Genomic DNA, 17,024 nt, shown 5'->3' with positions numbered 1-17,024 from the left:
TCTGACCAGCCCATCAACTCGGCGTCCTACATGACAGTTGGCAACCATTTCACCCGTTCCTTTCGGAGTGGAGCCCTTCCAGGTGAGCCCGTACCGGCGACGGGTCGAGCGGTCCCGCGGCGCGAAACGCCCGCGGAAACGCCCGCCGCCGCTCGGCGAGCTCCAGGCAGCTCAGGGAGGGGTGCAGTGAAGCACCACGCCCGTGCAGCCGTCTTCGCAGGTCGGGGACGATGACGCCCTCGACCGCCACCAGGCGGAGCAGCTCGGAGGAAACCGTGCGAACCCGGCACCCCACACACGTTCGCAGTGGGGTGGCCTGGTCACCATATTCCAGCTTACCGCGTGGGCGCATCTGCGGAACCGGCCGCCTCCCCCGTCTGGGTATCGGGCCGGATGTCGATGCGCCACCCGGTGAGGCGATTGGCCAACCGGGCGTTCTGCCCTTCCTTGCCGATCGCCAGGGAGAGCTGGTAGTCCGGCACGGTCACGCGAGCGGCACGCCCCTCGCTGTCGATCACCTCGACATGCGAAACACGCGAGGGCGACAGGGCATTCCCGACGAACTCGGCCGGATCCTCCGACCAGTCGATGATGTCGATCTTCTCGCCGTGGAGCTCGGCCATCACGTTGCGCACCCGCGAGCCCATCGGGCCGATGCAGGCGCCCTTGGCGTTGATCCCGGGCCGCCGGGAGCGGACCGCGATCTTCGTACGGTGGCCCGCCTCGCGGGCGATGGCCGCGATCTCGACGGTGCCGTCGGCGATCTCCGGCACCTCCAGGGCGAACAGCTTCTTCACCAGACCCGGGTGGGTGCGCGACAGGGTCACCGAGGGGCCCTTGGGGCCCTTCTTGACCTGCACGACGTAGCAGCGGAGGCGCTCGCCGTGGACGTACTCCTCGCCGGGCACCTGCTCGTTGTGCGGCAGGACGGCCTCGATCTTGCCGAGGTCGACCAGGACGACCCGCGGGTCCTTGCCCTGCTGGATCACCCCGGCCACCAGCTCGCCCTCGCGGCTGGCGAACTCGCCGAAGTTGATCTCGTCCTCGGCGTCCCGGAGCTGCTGCAGGATGACCTGCTTGGCGGTGGTCGCGGCGATGCGGCTGAAGTTGCCCGGGGTGTCGTCGTACTCCCGGACCACCTGGCCGCCGTCGTCCAGCTCGGCGGCGTAGATGGTCACGTGCCCGGTCTTGCGGTCGAGCTCGGCGCGGGCCTTGGCCGCCGCCCCCTCGCTCCGGAAGTAGGCGATCAGCAGCGCGTCCTCGATGGCCTTGACGACCAGGTCGAAGGAGATGTCCTTCTCCCGCTCCAGGCTGCGCAGGACGCTCATGTCGATGTCCACGAGGCTCCCCCTTAGCCCTCGTCGCCGTCTTCGCCGTCGTCTTCGGCGTCGTCGAACCGGCGGAACTCCACCTGCACCCGTCCTCGGGCCAGGTCCTCGTACCCGACGCGGCGCGGTGTCCCCGCCACGTCGAGCTCCACGCCGGTCTCGTCGGTGGCGACGATCCGGCCCTCCATGCTCGTGCCGTCCCGCAGGTCGGCCTTGACCAGCCGGCGCACCGCCCGGCGCCAGTGGCGCGGCTCGGTGAGCGGGCGGTCGACCCCGGGAGAGGAGACCTCCAGCACGTAAGGGGTGCTTCCCATCACGTCCCCGGCGTCCAGGGCCTCGGAGACGGCCTGGCTGACCTCGGCGACGTCGTCCAGGCTGACGCCGCCGTCGCGATCGACGACGACACGCAGCAGGCGCCGCTTGCCCGCCGGAGTGACCGTGACGTCCTCCAGGTCGAGCCCGGAGGCGAGGGCGACGGGTTCCAGAAGCTTCATCAGGCGGTCGCGGGATGTGGCGCTGCCCATGCCGACCTCCCATTTTCACGATCTACAGCCGGGCGGACCTCGCCCTTGCGGTTCACAAGCCTATCCACATCAGGGCGCGGAAGAAGCGCCACTCGGCGCGGCGAGCCAGCCCGAGAGGCGCGGTGAATGGTTTCCCAGCCCTTACGATGCTAGATGCGTCAGCAGCTCATCCGTACCCGGAGGTCGTCCGTGCGTTCCCTGTCCCGGCGTGACCTGCTGCGGGACACCGCCGCCGGGGCCGCCGCCGCGGCGGTCGCCGTGACGGCCGCCGGATGCGCCGAGGAGCCCGAGCACCAGCGCGCCGAGCCTCCCGACCCGGAGACCGTGCTGCTCAGGCAGCTGATCGCCGACAAGGAGCGGATCATCGGGCTGTACGCCTCGGCCTCCTCCGCCAAGCTCCTGCCCTTCAGGCGGCGGCACGAGGCCCACCTCGCCGAGCTGCGCCGGAGGCTTCCCCCCGCCGCCCGCGGCGCCGGGGCCTCCGCGACCCCGGCGCCCTCCGGAGACGCCGCCGCGCCGCCTGGGCCGTCTGAGCCCTCCGCTTCCGGGACGCCCGCGCCGGAGCCCCGCGCCTCCCTGCGGAGCCTGCGGACCGCCGAGCGGAAGGCCGCCGGCTCGCGCCCCCGGCAGGCCGAGGGCGCCTCACCCGCGCTGGCCCAGCTGGTCGCCTCCATCGGCGCCTGCGAGGCCGCCCACGCCGTGGCCCTGGGGAGGCCGCTGTGAGGGCCCGGGACACCGCGCGGAACGCGGGACCGGCCGGGGCCCCGGCGCTCACGGGACTCACGGGGGCCGCGGGGTTCACGGGAGCCGCGGGCGCGGTCGCGCCGGCCACCCCGGCCCCCGGAGCCGGCGGGGGGCTCGGCACGGCGCTGGCGGCCGAGCACGCCGCCGTCTACGCCTACGGGGTCCTCGCCGCGCGGGCCGAGGGCTCGCTGCGCTCCGTCATGACCGCCGCCTTCAACGCCCACCGCGCCCGCCGGGACCGGCTCCGCGCCATGATCATCGAGCGCGGCGGCACCCCGGCCGAGCCCGACGCGAGCTACCGGTTGCCCGCCGTCCCCTCCACCTCCGCCCAGTTGACGGACCTGGCCGTGTCGGTGGAGCGGGGGGTGACCGCCGCCTACATCGAGACCGTCGCGTCCGGTGACCCGGCCGTCCGGCGGATGGCCGCCCTGGCCGTGCAGGAGTGCGTGGTGCGGGCGTACGGCCTGCGCCCGGAGATCGAGACGTTCCCCGGCATGCCCGCCCCCGCGCCCTCCTCCCCCGCCGCCACCCCGACGCCGCCCCCGCCGTCCTGAATTCGTGCCCCCGTGCACGTGGCCCGGGGCCTCCGGGCGGCTCGGCATGGACGTCCGGCGCGGCCCGGGACCGCGAGACCCGTCCGGCGCGGACGTCCGGCGCGGTCCGGGATCGAGAGATCCGTTTGCCGTTCTCCAGACGGGTAGCTGAAAGGAGCAGACGGTCAAGGAGGAAGCAATGGGCTGGCAATACCGGAAGTCACTGAAGTTCGGTCCGTTCCATCTCAACCTGTCGCGCGGCGGCGTCGGGCACAGCTGGGGCAACCGGGCCTTCCGCGTCACGAAGACCGCCGACGGCAGGAAGACTGTGACCGTGCACCTCCCCGGCGGGTTCCACTGGCGCAAGACCCTCAGCGGCTCCCGCTGAACCGTGCCCGTCCGGGCGGTGCGCGACGTCCCGCGCACCGCCCGGACGCACGAGACGTCTCACATGTCGCCCGGACGGGCACACGGCGTCCTCCGCCACGCCCGGACGGGCACGACGTCCCGCGCGTCGCCCGGACGGCCACGCGGAACCTCCCGCCGCCGGACGGGTCGCGGCGTTTCCCCCCTCTTTCCGGGGGCACAGTCGCCACGTGATGGATAAAACGGACATAGGGGATGACCGTGTCACGGTGACCCCGTGCGAGGACGGGCCGCTGCTGCTGCGGGGCCCGTTCGTCATCACCACCCAGGACGGAGCCGTCATCGACCCCGGCCGGTCCACGGTGGCGCTGTGCCGCTGCGGGCGCTCGGCGGCCAAGCCCTTCTGCGACGGCTCACACCGGCCCGCCCGCTTCCGCGCCCCGAGCGAGCCCGACCCGCCCGCCTGACGGCGCCCCGGCCGGCCCGGCGGCCCTGATCCGCCGGACCGAGTGCGCCGCCGTCCGCATCCGGCGGCCCGCGTACGGCACGCCGCCGAAGAACAGCCGCGCCGCGAGCGCCAGCCAGGCGCAGACCGCCCGCTCCAGCAGCCACACCGGCGCGAACAGCGCCGCGGAGAAGGGGAAGATCCGCCGCCCTCCGGCCCGGCGGCGGCCGGTCTCGGCGACCCCCACCGCCAGCCCGGCGCAGATGAGGACCGTCCCGTACCGGCGGCGCGACAGCGCGGCGGCCAGCGCGGGCAGCACGGACAGGAACGCCGCCAGCCGGACGGGCTGCGCGAGGTCGTCGTAGGCCTGCCGGACGCGCTGGGACCAGAACCGCGCCGGGTCGGGCGGCAGCCGGCGGACGTACAGACCCCGCGGACTGCACTCCCGCCCGCCGTGGACGCGGACCGTGCGGATGAGTTCGAGGTTCTCGAACAGCACGTCCCCGTCGTAGCCGCCCATCTCGTGGAAGACCGACCGGCGCACGCCGAAGGTGCCGGGGTAGTCGGCGCCGAAGGCACGGTTGAGGAGGGTCCGGGCGGTGTCCCAGCGGGCGTGCCAGGGCAGCGGGTCGAAGTGGTTCTGCGGCCTGACCAGATCGGCCCGCCCGAGCAGGACGCCGATCGCGGCCAGCTCGGCCTCGCCGTAGCGCACGTCGTCGTCGGCGATGACCACGCGCTCGGCACGGGCCCGGCGCATCCCGGTGATCACCCCGTTGACCTTGCCGTTGACGAAGGCGAGGTCGTCGTCGGGCCGGAGGTGCTCGGCGATCCCGGCCCAGACGGCGGCGTGCCGCTCGAAGACCGGAGACGGGGAGCCGTCGACGACGATGACCCGCGCGTGGCGGGCGAGCAGGCGTAGGTAGTCCGTCAGCTCCGCCAGGCCCGCCTCGTCACCGTCGTCCCAGCGCAGCGGCAGGACGTAGTCGAGGCCGGGGGCCTTCGCCGGGCCCGCGTCCGTCATCGGCCGCTCACCGCCAGCCCGGTCCCGTCACACGCGGTCCCGTCACGCGCGGTCCCGTCACGCGCGGTTCTGCGCGGTCCGGCCTCGCGCAGTGAGGTGACCCCGCGCTCCCAGCTTCCCAGGAGGTGCTCGGCGAAGAGCCGGTCCAGGGCGAGGGCGCACGCCGCGCCGTACAGGACGTCGGCGGCCAGGCCGGGATGTTCTGCGGCGAACGCGCCGCACATGTCGTGCGCGGCGATCTGCTCGTGGACCGCGTCGGCCTGCACGTGCTCGTCGTAGAAACGGCAGGCCGCGTCGTCGCCCCCGAGGCGGCGGAGTCCCCGGGCGTACCTGCGGTTGGGGACCGAGGAGGTCATCTCGAAGGCGGCGAGGTGGCCCAGCAGCGCGCCCCGGTGCCGCCGGTGCAGCCCGAACAGCGAGATGACGTTGCCGGTCGCCAGCGTGACCGCCGGCACCCGGTCGAGGTGGGCGCCGTAGGAGTCGTCCAGGCCGAGCCCGCGCATCGTGGCCCCGAACAGCTCCGAGTGCATGCGCCCGGGGCGGCCCGCGCCGTACTCGTCGGCCTGGATCTCCACGAGGGCGGCCTTGGCCGCACCGCGCAGCCGCGGGATCGCCCAGGTATGCGGGTCGGCCTCCTTGAGGTGGTAGACGGAGCGGTGGACGACGAACTCGCGGAACCGCTCCAGGTCGGCCCGCCGTTCCAGGAACGCCGCCAGTGACGGGCCGCCGTCGGCGGCGGCCACCAGCCCGGCCAGCGCCCGGCGCATGCGCGCGGGCGTCCCCGCCGGTACGGCGGGCGGCCGCGGCACGGCCTCCGCGAGGCCCGCCTCGAACCGCCGTTCCAGCGTCCGCCGGACCGCCAGCAGCGACGGCTCCCACTCCCAGTCCTCGGCCACCTCGTCGAATCCCTGGTAGTGCAGCTCGTAGCAGGCGAAGAGGGCGAGCTGGAGGTCCTCGTCCCCGAGGGGCGGTCCTCCCGCGGGCTCCGGCGCCGGGCCGAGGTCGTGCGGCGGCCGGGCCAGCCGGTCGAAGAGGAAGCCGGTGAGGGGCCCCCGAGGGGCGGGTAGCTGCATTTCTCGGAACTCCAGGGCGGTGCGGGTACGGCGGTGACGGGGCTCGGGGACGCGGCGGGTCCGGCTCAGCGCCGGTAGACCGACACGTGCCCCCGGCTGTCGCCGGTGAACGGAGTGGCCCGCCAGTCGGACCAGCGGTGTTCGAGCCGCATGCCCGCCAGGCGTGCCATGAGGTCGAGTTCGGCGGGCCAGGCGTAGCGGTGGTTGGCGGGCAGCAGCCGGATCCCGCCGGAGGTCAGGACGATCTTGGTGGTGTGCATCATCTGGTCGGCGGGCGACAGCCGGGCCGCCTCGGCCACCACCCCGTCCTCACGCAGCGACACCAGCCGCAGCGCCGTGCCGTGGTGGAACGCCCCCACGTCGGGCACCCACGCCTCGACCACGAACCGGCCGCCGGGCACGAGGTGGGCGGCGGCGTTGCGGAAGCAGTCGACCTGGGCGTCCTGCGAGGGCAGCGCGTAGATCGTGTTGTAGGCGAGGACGACGAGGCCGAACTCGCCGTCGACCCGGGTGGTGGAGAAGTCGCCCAGCGTCACCGGGACGCGGTCGCCGCCGGGCTTGGCCCGCAGTACCGCCGTCATCTCGGCCGAGCCGTCGATCCCCGCGACGGTGAGCCCCCGGGCGGCCAGCGGCAGGGCCAGCCGGCCGGTGCCGACACCGAACTCCAGGACGGCCCGGCCCTCCGCCAGTTCCTGCAGCCGGTCCACCGCCGGCTCGGTGGGCAGGTGCGTCGCGACCTCGTCGTAGACGTCGGCGGCGGCGCGGCCGTAGGCGGAAGGGTCGAACTCCTGCACCATGCGTCCCCCACCCCCCTGAATGACAAAAAGGGCTTTCCCCCCATAAGCCCACAAAAACCCCTGCGGCCGGTCCGGATGACGGACCGGGCGCGGGGGCTTCCGGATGTACGGGGACCCGGACGCGGAGACTCGGAACGCGCGGGGAACCAGATGCGGAGACGCCTGACGTTCCGGATGCGGAGGCTCCACATCCGGAACCCGGCCCCCTGGACCTACGCGCGGGGACTCAGGCGCGGGGACTCAGGCGCGGCAGGCGGCCTCGACGCGGTCGGCGGCCTCGGCGAGGGGGATCTCCTCCTTCGCGCCGGTGGCGCGGTCGCGCAGCTCGACGACGCCCTGGGCCAGGCCGCGGCCGACGATCAGGATCGTCGGCATGCCGAGCAGCTCGGCGTCCTTGAACTTCACGCCCGGGGAGACCCCCGCGCGGTCGTCCAGCAGGACCCGCAGGCCGCGCGCCTCCAGCTCGGCGGCGATCCGGCCGGCGACCTCGATCTGGTCGTCCTTGCCGGTGCCGACGACGTGGACGTCGGCCGGAGCGATCTCGCGGGTCCAGCGCAGCCCCAGCTCGTCGTGGCGCTGCTCGGTCAGCACGGCCAGTGCGCGGGAGACGCCGATGCCGTAGGAGCCCATGGTGATGCGGATCGGCTTGCCGTCGGGGCCGAGGGCGTCGAGCTTGGCGGCGTCGGCGTACTTGCGGCCGAGCTGGAAGATGTGGCCGATCTCGATGCCGCGGTCGATGGACAGGCCGGAGCCGCAGACCGGGCAGACGTCGCCCGCCCGGACCTCGGCGGCCTCGATCGTGCCGTCGGCGACGAAGTCGCGCCCGGCGACGACGTTCACGGCGTGCCGCCCCGGCTCGTTGGCACCGGTCACCCACGCGCTGCCGTCGACCACGCGGGGGTCGACGAGGTAGCGGATGCCGAGGTCCTTGAGCACCTGGGGGCCGATGTAGCCGCGGACCAGGCCGGGGTGCTTCGCGAAGTCCTCGGCCTCGAAGATGGCGGGCTCGCCGGGGGCGAGCGCCGCCTCCAGGCGCTTGAAGTCGACCTCGCGGTCGCCGGGCACCCCGATCACCAGGGTCTCGGTCTTGTCGGAGCCGGGCGTCGTGACCTTGACCACGACGTTCTTGAGCGTCCGGTCCGCGGTGACGTCCAGGCCGTGGTGGGTGTTGAGATGCGCGACCAGCGTCTCGATGGTCGGGGTGTCAGGAGTGTCGAGGACCTCCATGGCGGGCCGCTCACCGGTGACCGCGGCCGGGGCCGGGGTGGTGACCGCCTCGGCGTTGGCGGCGTAGCCGCAGCTGTGGCAGGACACGAAGGTGTCCTCGCCGGTCACGGCGGGGGCGAGGAACTCCTCGGAGGCCGAGCCGCCCATCGCGCCGGAGGTGGCGAAGCAGATGCGGTAGTCGATGCCGAGCCGGTCGAAGATGCGGATGTAGGTCTCGCGGTGCCGCTCGTAGGAGCGCTTGAGACCGTCGTCGTCGAGGTCGAAGGAGTAGGAGTCCTTCATGACGAACTCGCGGCCGCGCAGGATCCCGGCCCGGGGGCGGGCCTCGTCGCGGTACTTCGTCTGGATCTGGTACAGCGTCACCGGATAGTCCTTGTAGGAGGAGTACTCCCCCTTGACCATGTCGGTGAACATCTCCTCGTGGGTGGGCCCGAGGAGGTAGTCGGCGCCCTTGCGGTCCTTGAGGCGGAAGAGCAGGTCGCCGTACTCGGTCCAGCGGCCGGTGTTCTCGTAGTACTCGCGCGGCAGCAGCGCGGGGAAGAGGACCTCCTGGCCGCCCATGCGGTCCATCTCCTCGCGCACGACGCGCGCGACGTTCTCCAGGACCATCTTGCCGAGCGGCAGCCAGGAGTAGATGCCGGGCGCGACGCGGCGGACGTATCCGGCGCGGACGAGCAGCTTGTGGCTCGGGACCTCCGCGTCTGCCGGGTCGTCCCTCAGAGTTCGAAGAAACAGCGACGACATGCGCAGCAGCACGGCTACTCCTACCTAGCGGGGATCGAATGGCTACAGGCTATCGAGTCGCGCAACCGGGTTGCCGGTCATCCGGCGTTCTCCGGCGCCTCTCTGGGGCCGCGGGCGGGGCCGCGGCCCGGAGGCACGTGACGCGGAGGAACGCGGCGCGGGCTCAGGCCCGAGTCGCACAGCGCGGCTCAGAGGAACGCGGCGCAGACGGCCACCATGGCGACCGCCACCGCGGCCGAGCGGGCGCGGCCCCACCCGCGACGGGTCGTGACGAGCAGGCCCAGCGCCAGCACCCCGACGACCGCCGCCTTCCACGGCCAGAAACCCGCGATGTACTCCGGCCCGCCGGGCAGCGCCTTGTCCAGGCCGTCGAGCGCGACGAGCCCGGCCAGCACGCCGCCCGCCAGGTCGCCCCACCGGGTTCCGCGCCGGGCGAGGTGGGCCAGGACTCCCATCACGACCAGGACGGCCACCGTGATGTTCAGGCCCTCCGCGCCGCCCGCGCCCAGGAACATGGCGCCGGGGTCGAAGACCGTGGCGGCCAGCAACGACAGCAGCGGGCCGAAGGTGGCCAGCGCGCAGCTCAGCACCGCCCAGCCGAGACCGGCTGCGGTGTACCCCGCCACGACGACGAGCAGCACGTAGGCGTAGGGCTCGTAGAACGCGTCCAGCGGGCTGTGCGCGTACGACAACACCGCGCCCAGGGTGCCGAGCAGCATCCCCACGAGGAGCGACAGCACCATGTGCAGCACGATGCCGCGCTGCCGGCGGTCGATCTCCGCGCAGTCCACCTCCGCGCAGTCGTACTCGAAGGTCGGTTCAAGACGTGCCACAGATCCCCCGATCATCACGCGCTCGTGGCCTTGGAAAGCATATGTGACCTGCAAGAATGCACAAAATTCCACCAAGCGCCGTTAAACCGGGAAAGCTCCCTGCGGCGCCGCTCCCCGCCGGCTCCGCCGGAACGCCTTCCGCCTCCCCGGCGGGCCGCTCTGGCGGCGACGGCTCCGGTGGTACAGAGTCGGGGGTGAGAGCCGTCGATACGGTCGTCGCCGACGAGGGGCCGCCGCCCCGGGCCGCCCCGGGCCTCCCGGTCCGCCGGGGGCGGGCCCCGCGCCCGCGACGTCCGACGCCGAGGAGGCCGCGTGTCACTGCGAGTGGCGATTGTCGGGTCGGGCCCCGCCGGGATCTACACCGCCGAGGCGCTGACGAAACAGGCCGGAGCCGGGGTCGAGGTGGACGTCCTGGAACGGCTGCCCACGCCGTACGGCCTGGTCCGGTACGGCGTGGCCCCCGACCACACCTCCATCAAGTCGATCGCCGGGTACCTGCGCCGGGTGCTGGAGCTGCCCAACGTCCGGTTCCTGGGCGGCGTCGAGTTCGGCCGGGACGTGGGCGCCGCCGACCTGCTCGGCTGCTACGACGCCGTGGTCTACTGCACCGGCGCGATGGTGGACCGCCGGATGGGGATCCCCGGCGAGGACCTTCCGGGCAGCGTGGCGGCCACCGACTTCGTGAACTGGTACTGCGGCCACCCCGACATGCCGGCCGACCGGTTCGTCCTCGACTGTCCCGAGGTCGCGGTGGTCGGCGTGGGCAACGTGGCGGTGGACGTGGTGCGGATCCTGGCCAAGACCGCCGAGGAGCTGCGTGCCACGGACGTGCCGGAGGAGGTGCTGTCCCGCCTGGCGGGCAGCCGGGTCAGGACCGTCCACATGATCGGCCGCCGCGGCCCCGAGCACGCCAAGTTCACCCTCAAGGAGCTGCGGGAGCTGGGCGGGCTGGCCAACGCCGACGTGTGCGTGCGGCCGGAGGAGGCGGTGGCCGACGTCACGGGCCTGCCGCGGCAGGTTCGGGGCAACGTCGAGGTGCTGCGGGACTGGGCCGCCCGCGGGCCGGCGGGCCGTCCCCGGCGGCTGGAGGTGCGGTTCTGGATGCGCCCGGTGGAGATCGTCGGGGAGGACCGGGTGACGGGCCTGCGGCTGGAGCGCACCCGCCTGGAAGGGGGCCGGGTCGTGGGCACCGGCGAGTTCGAGACCCTCCCGGTGGGCATGGTGCTGCGCTCGGTCGGCTACCGCAGCGTCCCGCTGCCGGGCGTGCCGTTCTCCGAGGAGACCATGACCGTGCCGAACGAGGCCGGGCGGGTCCGCGACCGCGAGTACGTCGCGGGGTGGCTCAAGCGCGGGCCCACCGGGGTGATCGGCACCAACAAGTCCGACGCCGCCGAGACGGTCCGCACCCTCCTCGCCGACCTCGCCGGCCTCGCCCGCGACCCGGTACGGCGCGGCGACGTCGACGCCCTGCTGGCCTCCCGGGGCGTCTCCCCGATCACCTACCGGGAGTGGCTGGCCATCGAGGCGGCCGAGGCGGAGCTGGCACGGAGCCTGGGACGCGGCGAGCGCGTCAAGCTCCTGGGCCTGGCCGCCATGCTCACCGCGTCGGGCCGCTGAGCCGTACGGCGGGCGTGTCCACCCGGAGCCGCCTCGGGCCGCCGAACCGTACGGCGGGCGTGTCCACCCGGAGGGCGTCCGGCGCGTCCACTTTCGAGCACGTTTCTGAGCACTTCTCTGAGCACGTCCGAACGACCCCCCGAACGCCCGTCAAGCACCACGAGGAGCGACCCCCATGCGCGTCACGCTCGGCGACCCGCTGGCCCTGATACCCGGCTTCGAGCGGGCCCACCGCGAGCAGACGGCGACCTACCCCCCTTCGGAGGTGGAGTGGCAGCCGGTGCACACCGTCTACGTGCCCGCCGACCGCTTCGACGCGGGCACGGTCGCGGCCTGGGGCGAGGCCGCGCTGGACCTGATGCGCCGGCACCTGTCCAGGAAGGACACGGCCCGTTTCTTCGAGATGCACGAGCAGACGGCCAGGGCCGTGCACGAGAGGGTGACGGCGAAGCTCGCCGCCGAACCGGTCGAGGACCTGCGGATCGACTTCGAGGACGGCTACGGCGGGAGCCCCGCCGAGGAGGACGGCCACGCCGTCCGGGCCGCCGAGGCGGTCGCCGTCATGCACGCCGGTGGAACGCTCCCCCGCCGGTGGGGGCTGCGGGTGAAGTCGTTCGCCGACGGCGACCCGGTCAGGAGCGTCCGGACGCTGGACGCCTTCCTCACCGGGGTGGTCGAGCGGGCGGGCCTGCTGCCCCCGGGGTTCGTGGTGACCTTCCCCAAGGTGCTGATGCGGGACTACCTGGAGCAGTTCACCGCCTGCCTCGCCGCCCTGGAGAAGGGGCTGGGGCTGGGTGAGGGCGAGCTGCGGTTCGAGATGCAGGTCGAGGCCGTCCAGACGCTGCGGTTCCTCGACGCCGGGCTCGTCGCCGCGCTCGGCGGCAGGCTGGCCGCCGCGCACTTCGGCGTCTTCGACTACACGGCGAGCTGCTCGCTGCCCCCGCACGAGCAGCGGCTGGACCACCCCGCGTGCGACCACGCCCGCCAGGTCATGCGGGCGGCGTTCGCCGGGACCGGGGTGGAGCTGTCGGACGGCTCGCTGGCCGCCGCGCCCGCCTCCGACGACCGGTACGCCGTGCGCAACCTGTGGTGGCGGCACGTGAGCCTGATCCGGCACTCCCTGGCGGACGGCTTCTACCAGGGCTGGGACATGCACCCGGCGCACCTGGTCAGCCGCTACGTCGCGGTCTACCACTTCCACCTGTCCCGCTACGACGAGTACCTCGGGCGGGTGCGGGCCTGGGAGGAGCGGCGCGCGGCCGAGGGCGGGACGCTGGAGGAGCCCGCCACGATCAGGACCGTGGCCGCCGCCCTGCGCCGCGCCGACCTGGCCCTCGGGAACGCCTGACCCCGTGCCCGGCCCCGCCCGTCCGTGAGGGGCCGGAGGGAGTAGGAGGGGGACCGTACGGCGGACCGGCCGGCCCGCCGTACGACGGGCGTCAGTCGATCAGCGCCCGCCACCGGCGGACACGGTCCGGGTCCACCGGGTCGGACCACGACGCCCGTACGGCGCTGCCGACGTGGAAGGCCCGCACGCCGTACTCCAGGAGCGCCGGGACGTGGGACGGCCGCAGCCCGCCGCCCGCCATGATCAGCGGCCCGTCCCCGGCGGAGCAGCGGGCCCGGATGATCTCCAGGCCGTCTCCCACGCCGCCGGGGGCGCCCGAGGTGAGCACGGTGGCGAGGTTGGGCAGCAGCCGCACGGCCCGCCAGCCCGCCCTGACGTCGGCCGCGTGGTCGACGGCCCGGTGGAAGGTCCACGGCAGCGGCGCGACGGCGTGGATGAGCGCCTCGGTGGCGGCCAGGTCGACCGCCCCGGCGGCGTCGAGGAAACCGAACACGAACCCGGCCGCGCCCGCGTCGGCGAGGGCCCGGGCGTCGCGCCGCAGGCCCTCCAGCGACTCGGGCGTGGCCAGGAACGACGCCTCACCGCGCAGCATGACCATCTGCGGCAGCGCGCACTCCTTGGAGATCGCGGCGACCGTCTCCGCCGCCGGGGTGAGCCCGTCGGCGGCCATGTCCGCCACGATCTCCAGGCGGTCGGCACCGCCCTCCTCCGCGGCGACGGCGTCGCGGACGTCGAGGGCGATCACCTCAAGCAAGGATCCGGTCATGGAGTGAGGCTATCGGATGACTTTGTCCTGGGATCGCCTTGGTTCAGCGACGCCGTTCCGGAGACGGTCCGTGATCTCTCATCGACGGCTCCTGACGATCGACGGCGAGCCGCCGTCCTCCGCGCCCGCCACGACGGGCTCGGCCGGGACGGTCAGCGGGCCGGTCAGCGGGCCGCGGAGGTCGGCGAACGGCAGCGCGCCGGCGAGGGCGTCGCCGCGCAGGCCGCCCGCCCTCTGGAACAGCGCCCCGGAGGCGCGGTGCGGCAGGTCCACCGTGCGCAGGTGGGTGAAGCGCTGGCCGCGGTAGTACCGCTGGAGTCCGGGGTTGTCCTTGGAGCAGTCGAGGCGCAGCCACCTGCGGCCCGTCGCCAGCACCCTCAGGCCCGCCCAGTCGAGCAGGGCCTGCCCCAGGCCGAGCCCGGCGTAGGCGCGGGAGACGGACAGCTTGTGGACGTAGAGCGCCGCCTCGGGGACGTCCCCGGCGGTCCAGAACTCGGGGTCGGCGTGGCCGTCCAGGGCGAGGGTGGCCGCGGGACCGGCCTCGCCCTCCTCACCGCCTTCGGCGCCTTCGCCGTCGAGCACGTACATGGTTCCCTCCTCGATCAGCGGGCTGATGCGCTCGGCCGGGAATCCCCCGGCGGGCCACTGCCGCACGCCGCGGCGGTTGAGCCAGCCGGCGGTCTCGGCCAGGAGCGCGAGCACGCCCGCGAGGTCGCTTCCGTCCGCCCGGCGCAGGGTGAGACGGGTGGTGGTGGTGGGGTGGGTGGGGCGAGCGGTGCCGGAGTGCATGGTGCATCCCTTCGTTGCGATGGGTGAATGAGTGGACACGGAAAGTGCCGGTCCGATGGCGTACGGCGACCGTGTCCGGCCAGGCGGAACGCCTAGGGGTCGAAGACGCGTAAGGGGAACGCGGAGGGGGGCCGGGAACGGGCTCCGGCGGAGACGCGCCGGCTGCGGCGCCCGGGAGGACGGTGGCCCTCGGGGACGGACCGGCCGCGCCCGGAACCGGGACGGCGGCGGCGGCCGGGGAGTCCGAGCCGGTGGTGGTCCGGGAAGGCGAACCGGTGGTGGTCCGCGTGAACGGGACGGCGACGGGCCGGGCAGAGGAGCCGGTGGTGGTCCATGGGGCCGTACGCGAGAGGAGCGAGAGGAGAGGGAACGCCGGGACCGCGGGCGCGGCCCGGTCCTCGCCCGTGGGGCGGGCGGGACTGGAGCCGCCCCGTCAGGGCGGTCACGGAGGCGTCAACGGCTTTCCAGCTCGTACCTGATCAGATGCTTGTCGGCGGGGAGCACGGACACCGCGACCCGTACCGGGGTGTCGGAGGGGTCGTAGCCGACCCGGACGTAGACGATGACCGGCGTGCCCTGCTGGAGCTGGAGCCGGTCCGCCTCCGAGCTGGTGGGCATGCGCGCCCAGATGTCATCGACGACCCGGACCTGGGGGTGGCCGAGCTCCTCCAGCACCCGGTTGCCTCCCCGGGTGATGTCGCCGGGGCGGGCGATCTCGGAGTCGGAGACCAGCTCCAGCGGGAAGTAGGAGTCGTTGGTGTTGTACGGCTGGCCGTCCACGAACCGCAGCCGGCGGCGGACCACGGCGTGCTCGTCGTCGGCCAGTTCCAGCCTGCTGGCGATCTCCTCGGCCGGCCGTACGATCGCGACCTCGATGTTCTGGCCGGGCGAGCGGCCCTCCTGGGAGACGGCCCAGGCGAACGCCTCGCGGGTCTCCCCCGGCTGGGGCCGCAGCTCGCGCTGGGGATGTATGAGCAGCGGACGGCGCTCCCTGACCACGGTCCCCCGGCGCGGGGTGCGGGTGACCAGGCCCTCGTTGACCAGCTCGCCCAGGGCGAGCCGCACGGTGTTCCGGCTCACCTGATGGGCCAGCATGAGCTCCGCCTCGGTCGGCAGCTGATCCCCCGGTCCGAGCGCACCGGAGTAGATGGTCCTCCTGAGCTCGGAGGCCACCTGCTGATACAGCGTTGACCGTGGCATTAAGTCCCCTTTGTGCCAACAAACTAGACGATCTGGTTCTAGCGGGAAACCGGCCCTTGACCCAACCTCCCGCAACCCGCATCATCCAATCGTTGGTACAAATCCATCGAAAGGTCGGCGAGGGGGTGAAGGTCCGGGTGTTGCCGGTCCCCGCGGACGCGCCATATGTGCCCTGGCGCGAACCCCGCGAGGCAACGCGTTCACTGCGCTACGCGCTGCATCGCCAGGGGTTCACCCACACCTACCAGAGCAACGGGAACGGGATGTCGGTCCTTTCGGTCCAGGCAGACCTGACCGTCTGGTGCAGAAGCGGGCTCTTCGTCTGGGACGAGGAAGGCCGCGAGACCTGCCACCCCGCCGACGATCCCGCGGGGGCGGCCCGCGTCATCTCCCTGCACTACCGGAGACCCGCGTCCGCCGCCCCCGTCCGGGAGAGGACGGGCTTTCGCGCCCCCGCCTCTCCCGTCGCCTACTCCGTGCGCGAGTGAACGGCCCGAGGACCCCAACCCTCGCCGGGGTCCTCGGGACGGCGCGCCGGAACGGGGCGCGTCCTGGCGGGTCCCCCACGCCCGCCAGGACGCGCATCCCACACCCCTCGCCGCGCCTCCTTCCGTCCCGCGCCCCCCTACCCCGGTGTCCCCGGTCACGGGTGTCCCGGCGTCGGCGTCCCCCGCTCCGGGCGTCCCCGCGGACACACCCGGTGAAGGCGTCCGCGGCACGGGTCCCCGCGCCGCGGACGGTCCCGGCCCGGTCATGCCGCCGTCCGCCCCGCCGTCCATGGCGGAGATCCGGAGGACCAGGCGAGCCCGGGGGGCCCGGCGCGCGTCCGGGGCCGCGGATGCGAACATGGGCTCCTACGCGACCCGGGCACCGGAGCCGGGCCGCCGCCCACGCGCCGCCCCCGAGGGACGCGGGGCCGGCCTCGACGGAGTCAGCATGCACAGCGGCCTTCCCCAGGACCCGCCAGGCGACCGGGACACGTCCCGCGACGCACCCGGCGGGACGCCCGGCCGGTGGGGCGCGCCCGGCGGCCCGGAGACGCACGGCGGCCCGCGAACGGCCGGAGGGGCGGGAAGCCGTCCGCGGGACGTCGACGAACGGCGGTTCCGCTCGGTGCTGGGTCACTTCGCCACCGGCGTGGTCGCCGTCACCGCGCTCGCCCCCGGCGGCCGCCCGCACGGCCTGGCCGTCGGCTCCTTCACCTCCGTCTCCCTCGAACCCCCGCTGGTGGCCTTCTGCGTGGGCAGGACCAGCACGAGCTGGCCGCACCTGCGGGCCGCCGACGTCCTGACGGTCAACGTGCTCGCCGAGCACCAGGGGCCGGTCTGCGACGCCCTGGCGGCCAGCGGCGGGGACAAGTTCGCCGGCCTGGACTGGACCCCCTCCCCCGCGGGCAACCCGGTGCTCGACGGGGCACTGGCCTGGATCGACTGCTCGGTCGAGGTCGAGTATCCCGCCGGAGACCACATGATCGTGGTCTGCCGGGTGCGCGACCTGGACGTCCACGCGAGCGGCGGGCCGCTGGTGTTCTTCCGGGGCCGCTACGGCGAGCTCCGCCCCTGACGCCCCTCCACCCCGGACACCTCCGGCCCCTGACGCCCTTCCGCCGCCGTCCCCACCCCGGACACCTCTCCGCCGGCGCTCCTCCATTCCGGGCACCCTCACCCCG

General features: G+C 73.9%; 19 protein-coding genes. 8 read left to right on the top strand and 11 right to left on the bottom strand.

Going from position 1 to position 17,024, the window contains the following annotated elements; all coding sequences use genetic code 11:
• Positions 1-49: 49 nt before the first annotated feature.
• From ACZ6W9_RS12220 to rimP, 3 genes are read right to left on the bottom strand one after another with little or no spacing between them, the layout of a single operon-like run.
• Positions 50-352, bottom strand: coding sequence for a YlxR family protein (locus tag ACZ6W9_RS12220; RefSeq protein ID WP_389955988.1), 303 nt, complete (start codon positions 350-352; stop codon positions 50-52).
• On the bottom strand, positions 336-1,340 hold the full coding sequence (nusA, locus tag ACZ6W9_RS12215; RefSeq protein WP_362928147.1) for a transcription termination factor NusA: 1,005 nt from the start codon (positions 1,338-1,340) through the stop codon (positions 336-338). The genes ACZ6W9_RS12220 and nusA overlap by 17 nt, the downstream gene beginning before the upstream one ends.
• An 11-nt stretch (positions 1,341-1,351) precedes the next feature.
• Entirely contained in the window at positions 1,352-1,852 is a 501-nt protein-coding gene (gene rimP / locus ACZ6W9_RS12210; RefSeq protein ID WP_362928145.1) for a ribosome maturation factor RimP, read from the bottom strand.
• Positions 1,853-2,005: 153 nt separating this feature from the next.
• Here rimP and ACZ6W9_RS12205 point away from each other — a divergent pair, with 153 nt between their 5' ends.
• From ACZ6W9_RS12205 to ACZ6W9_RS12190, 4 genes are all read left to right on the top strand, one after another.
• Positions 2,006-2,575, top strand: coding sequence for a hypothetical protein (locus ACZ6W9_RS12205; RefSeq protein WP_389955990.1), 570 nt, complete (start codon positions 2,006-2,008; stop codon positions 2,573-2,575).
• Entirely contained in the window at positions 2,572-3,150 is a 579-nt protein-coding gene (locus tag ACZ6W9_RS12200; protein WP_389955992.1) for a ferritin-like domain-containing protein, read from the top strand. The genes ACZ6W9_RS12205 and ACZ6W9_RS12200 overlap by 4 nt, the downstream gene beginning before the upstream one ends.
• 178 nt (positions 3,151-3,328) lie before the next feature.
• On the top strand, positions 3,329-3,517 hold the full coding sequence (locus ACZ6W9_RS12195) for a DUF4236 domain-containing protein (RefSeq protein ID WP_362928139.1): 189 nt from the start codon (positions 3,329-3,331) through the stop codon (positions 3,515-3,517).
• A 247-nt stretch (positions 3,518-3,764) separates the two neighbouring features.
• A complete protein-coding gene (locus tag ACZ6W9_RS12190) occupies positions 3,765-3,962 on the top strand; it encodes a CDGSH iron-sulfur domain-containing protein (protein WP_389955996.1) in 198 nt (65 codons plus the stop codon).
• On the opposite strand, the gene ACZ6W9_RS12185 is transcribed toward ACZ6W9_RS12190, so the two are convergent.
• The 5 genes from ACZ6W9_RS12185 to ACZ6W9_RS12165 all read right to left on the bottom strand — a co-directional run bounded on the left by ACZ6W9_RS12185 (position 3,909) and on the right by ACZ6W9_RS12165 (position 9,635).
• Positions 3,909-4,961 (bottom strand): glycosyltransferase family 2 protein, encoded by a 1,053-nt coding sequence (locus ACZ6W9_RS12185; RefSeq protein ID WP_389955999.1) that lies wholly within the window; start codon positions 4,959-4,961, stop codon positions 3,909-3,911. The two genes, ACZ6W9_RS12190 and ACZ6W9_RS12185, sit on opposite strands and share 54 nt — an antisense overlap.
• A complete protein-coding gene (locus ACZ6W9_RS12180; protein WP_470117669.1) occupies positions 4,958-6,034 on the bottom strand; it encodes an iron-containing redox enzyme family protein in 1,077 nt (358 codons plus the stop codon). Before ACZ6W9_RS12180 ends, ACZ6W9_RS12185 begins: the two co-directional genes overlap by 4 nt.
• A 65-nt stretch (positions 6,035-6,099) precedes the next feature.
• A complete protein-coding gene (locus tag ACZ6W9_RS12175; protein WP_389956003.1) occupies positions 6,100-6,831 on the bottom strand; it encodes a class I SAM-dependent DNA methyltransferase in 732 nt (243 codons plus the stop codon).
• 240 nt (positions 6,832-7,071) lie between these two features.
• Positions 7,072-8,814: a proline--tRNA ligase gene (locus ACZ6W9_RS12170; RefSeq protein ID WP_389956006.1), complete on the bottom strand. Its 1,743-nt coding sequence runs from the start codon at positions 8,812-8,814 to the stop codon at positions 7,072-7,074.
• Between the two features lie 176 nt (positions 8,815-8,990).
• Entirely contained in the window at positions 8,991-9,635 is a 645-nt protein-coding gene (locus tag ACZ6W9_RS12165) for a hypothetical protein (protein ID WP_389956008.1), read from the bottom strand.
• Between the two features lie 312 nt (positions 9,636-9,947).
• On the opposite strand from ACZ6W9_RS12165, the gene ACZ6W9_RS12160 reads away from it, so the two are divergent.
• A complete protein-coding gene (locus ACZ6W9_RS12160; RefSeq protein WP_389956010.1) occupies positions 9,948-11,252 on the top strand; it encodes an FAD-dependent oxidoreductase in 1,305 nt (434 codons plus the stop codon).
• 175 nt (positions 11,253-11,427) lie between these two features.
• Entirely contained in the window at positions 11,428-12,600 is a 1,173-nt protein-coding gene (locus ACZ6W9_RS12155) for a DUF6986 family protein (protein WP_389956013.1), read from the top strand.
• 91 nt (positions 12,601-12,691) lie between these two features.
• Here ACZ6W9_RS12155 and ACZ6W9_RS12150 read toward each other — a convergent pair whose 3' ends face one another.
• From ACZ6W9_RS12150 to ACZ6W9_RS12140, 3 genes are all read right to left on the bottom strand, one after another.
• Positions 12,692-13,366, bottom strand: coding sequence for a copper homeostasis protein CutC (locus tag ACZ6W9_RS12150; RefSeq protein ID WP_389956016.1), 675 nt, complete (start codon positions 13,364-13,366; stop codon positions 12,692-12,694).
• Positions 13,367-13,444: 78 nt separating this feature from the next.
• Positions 13,445-14,155, bottom strand: a complete 711-nt coding sequence (locus ACZ6W9_RS12145; protein ID WP_389956019.1) for a GNAT family N-acetyltransferase — start codon at positions 14,153-14,155, stop codon at positions 13,445-13,447.
• A 453-nt stretch (positions 14,156-14,608) separates the two neighbouring features.
• The gene (locus ACZ6W9_RS12140) at positions 14,609-15,355 is read right to left on the bottom strand and encodes a GntR family transcriptional regulator (RefSeq protein ID WP_362928117.1); all 747 of its coding nucleotides are present in this window, start codon (positions 15,353-15,355) and stop codon (positions 14,609-14,611) included.
• 92 nt (positions 15,356-15,447) lie between these two features.
• Here ACZ6W9_RS12140 and ACZ6W9_RS12135 point away from each other — a divergent pair, with 92 nt between their 5' ends.
• Positions 15,448-15,843, top strand: coding sequence for a hypothetical protein (locus tag ACZ6W9_RS12135; RefSeq protein WP_389956023.1), 396 nt, complete (start codon positions 15,448-15,450; stop codon positions 15,841-15,843).
• A gap of 448 nt (positions 15,844-16,291) precedes the next feature.
• Complete coding sequence (locus tag ACZ6W9_RS12130) at positions 16,292-16,918, top strand: flavin reductase family protein (RefSeq protein ID WP_362928113.1); 627 nt, start codon at positions 16,292-16,294, stop codon at positions 16,916-16,918.
• Positions 16,919-17,024: the final 106 nt, after the last annotated feature.

The organism is Streptosporangium sp. NPDC053982 (assembly GCF_055585205.1).
Note: the sequence above shows the minus strand (reverse complement) of the source record. Positions and strands in the feature narration are given on the sequence as shown.

Coding starts and splice junctions, on each gene's coding strand:
- rimP (WP_362928145.1), bottom strand. CDS start 1,852: ATGGGCAGCGCCACATCCCGCGACCGCCTGATGAAGCTTCTGGAACCC.
- ACZ6W9_RS12130 (WP_362928113.1), top strand. CDS start 16,292: ATGCACAGCGGCCTTCCCCAGGACCCGCCAGGCGACCGGGACACGTCC.
- ACZ6W9_RS12140 (WP_362928117.1), bottom strand. CDS start 15,355: ATGCCACGGTCAACGCTGTATCAGCAGGTGGCCTCCGAGCTCAGGAGG.
- ACZ6W9_RS12150 (WP_389956016.1), bottom strand. CDS start 13,366: ATGACCGGATCCTTGCTTGAGGTGATCGCCCTCGACGTCCGCGACGCC.
- ACZ6W9_RS12175 (WP_389956003.1), bottom strand. CDS start 6,831: ATGGTGCAGGAGTTCGACCCTTCCGCCTACGGCCGCGCCGCCGCCGAC.
- ACZ6W9_RS12195 (WP_362928139.1), top strand. CDS start 3,329: ATGGGCTGGCAATACCGGAAGTCACTGAAGTTCGGTCCGTTCCATCTC.
- ACZ6W9_RS12220 (WP_389955988.1), bottom strand. CDS start 352: ATGCGCCCACGCGGTAAGCTGGAATATGGTGACCAGGCCACCCCACTG.
- ACZ6W9_RS12155 (WP_389956013.1), top strand. CDS start 11,428: ATGCGCGTCACGCTCGGCGACCCGCTGGCCCTGATACCCGGCTTCGAG.
- ACZ6W9_RS12205 (WP_389955990.1), top strand. CDS start 2,006: ATGCGTCAGCAGCTCATCCGTACCCGGAGGTCGTCCGTGCGTTCCCTG.
- ACZ6W9_RS12185 (WP_389955999.1), bottom strand. CDS start 4,961: ATGACGGACGCGGGCCCGGCGAAGGCCCCCGGCCTCGACTACGTCCTG.
- ACZ6W9_RS12180 (WP_470117669.1), bottom strand. CDS start 6,034: ATGCAGCTACCCGCCCCTCGGGGGCCCCTCACCGGCTTCCTCTTCGAC.
- ACZ6W9_RS12145 (WP_389956019.1), bottom strand. CDS start 14,155: ATGCACTCCGGCACCGCTCGCCCCACCCACCCCACCACCACCACCCGT.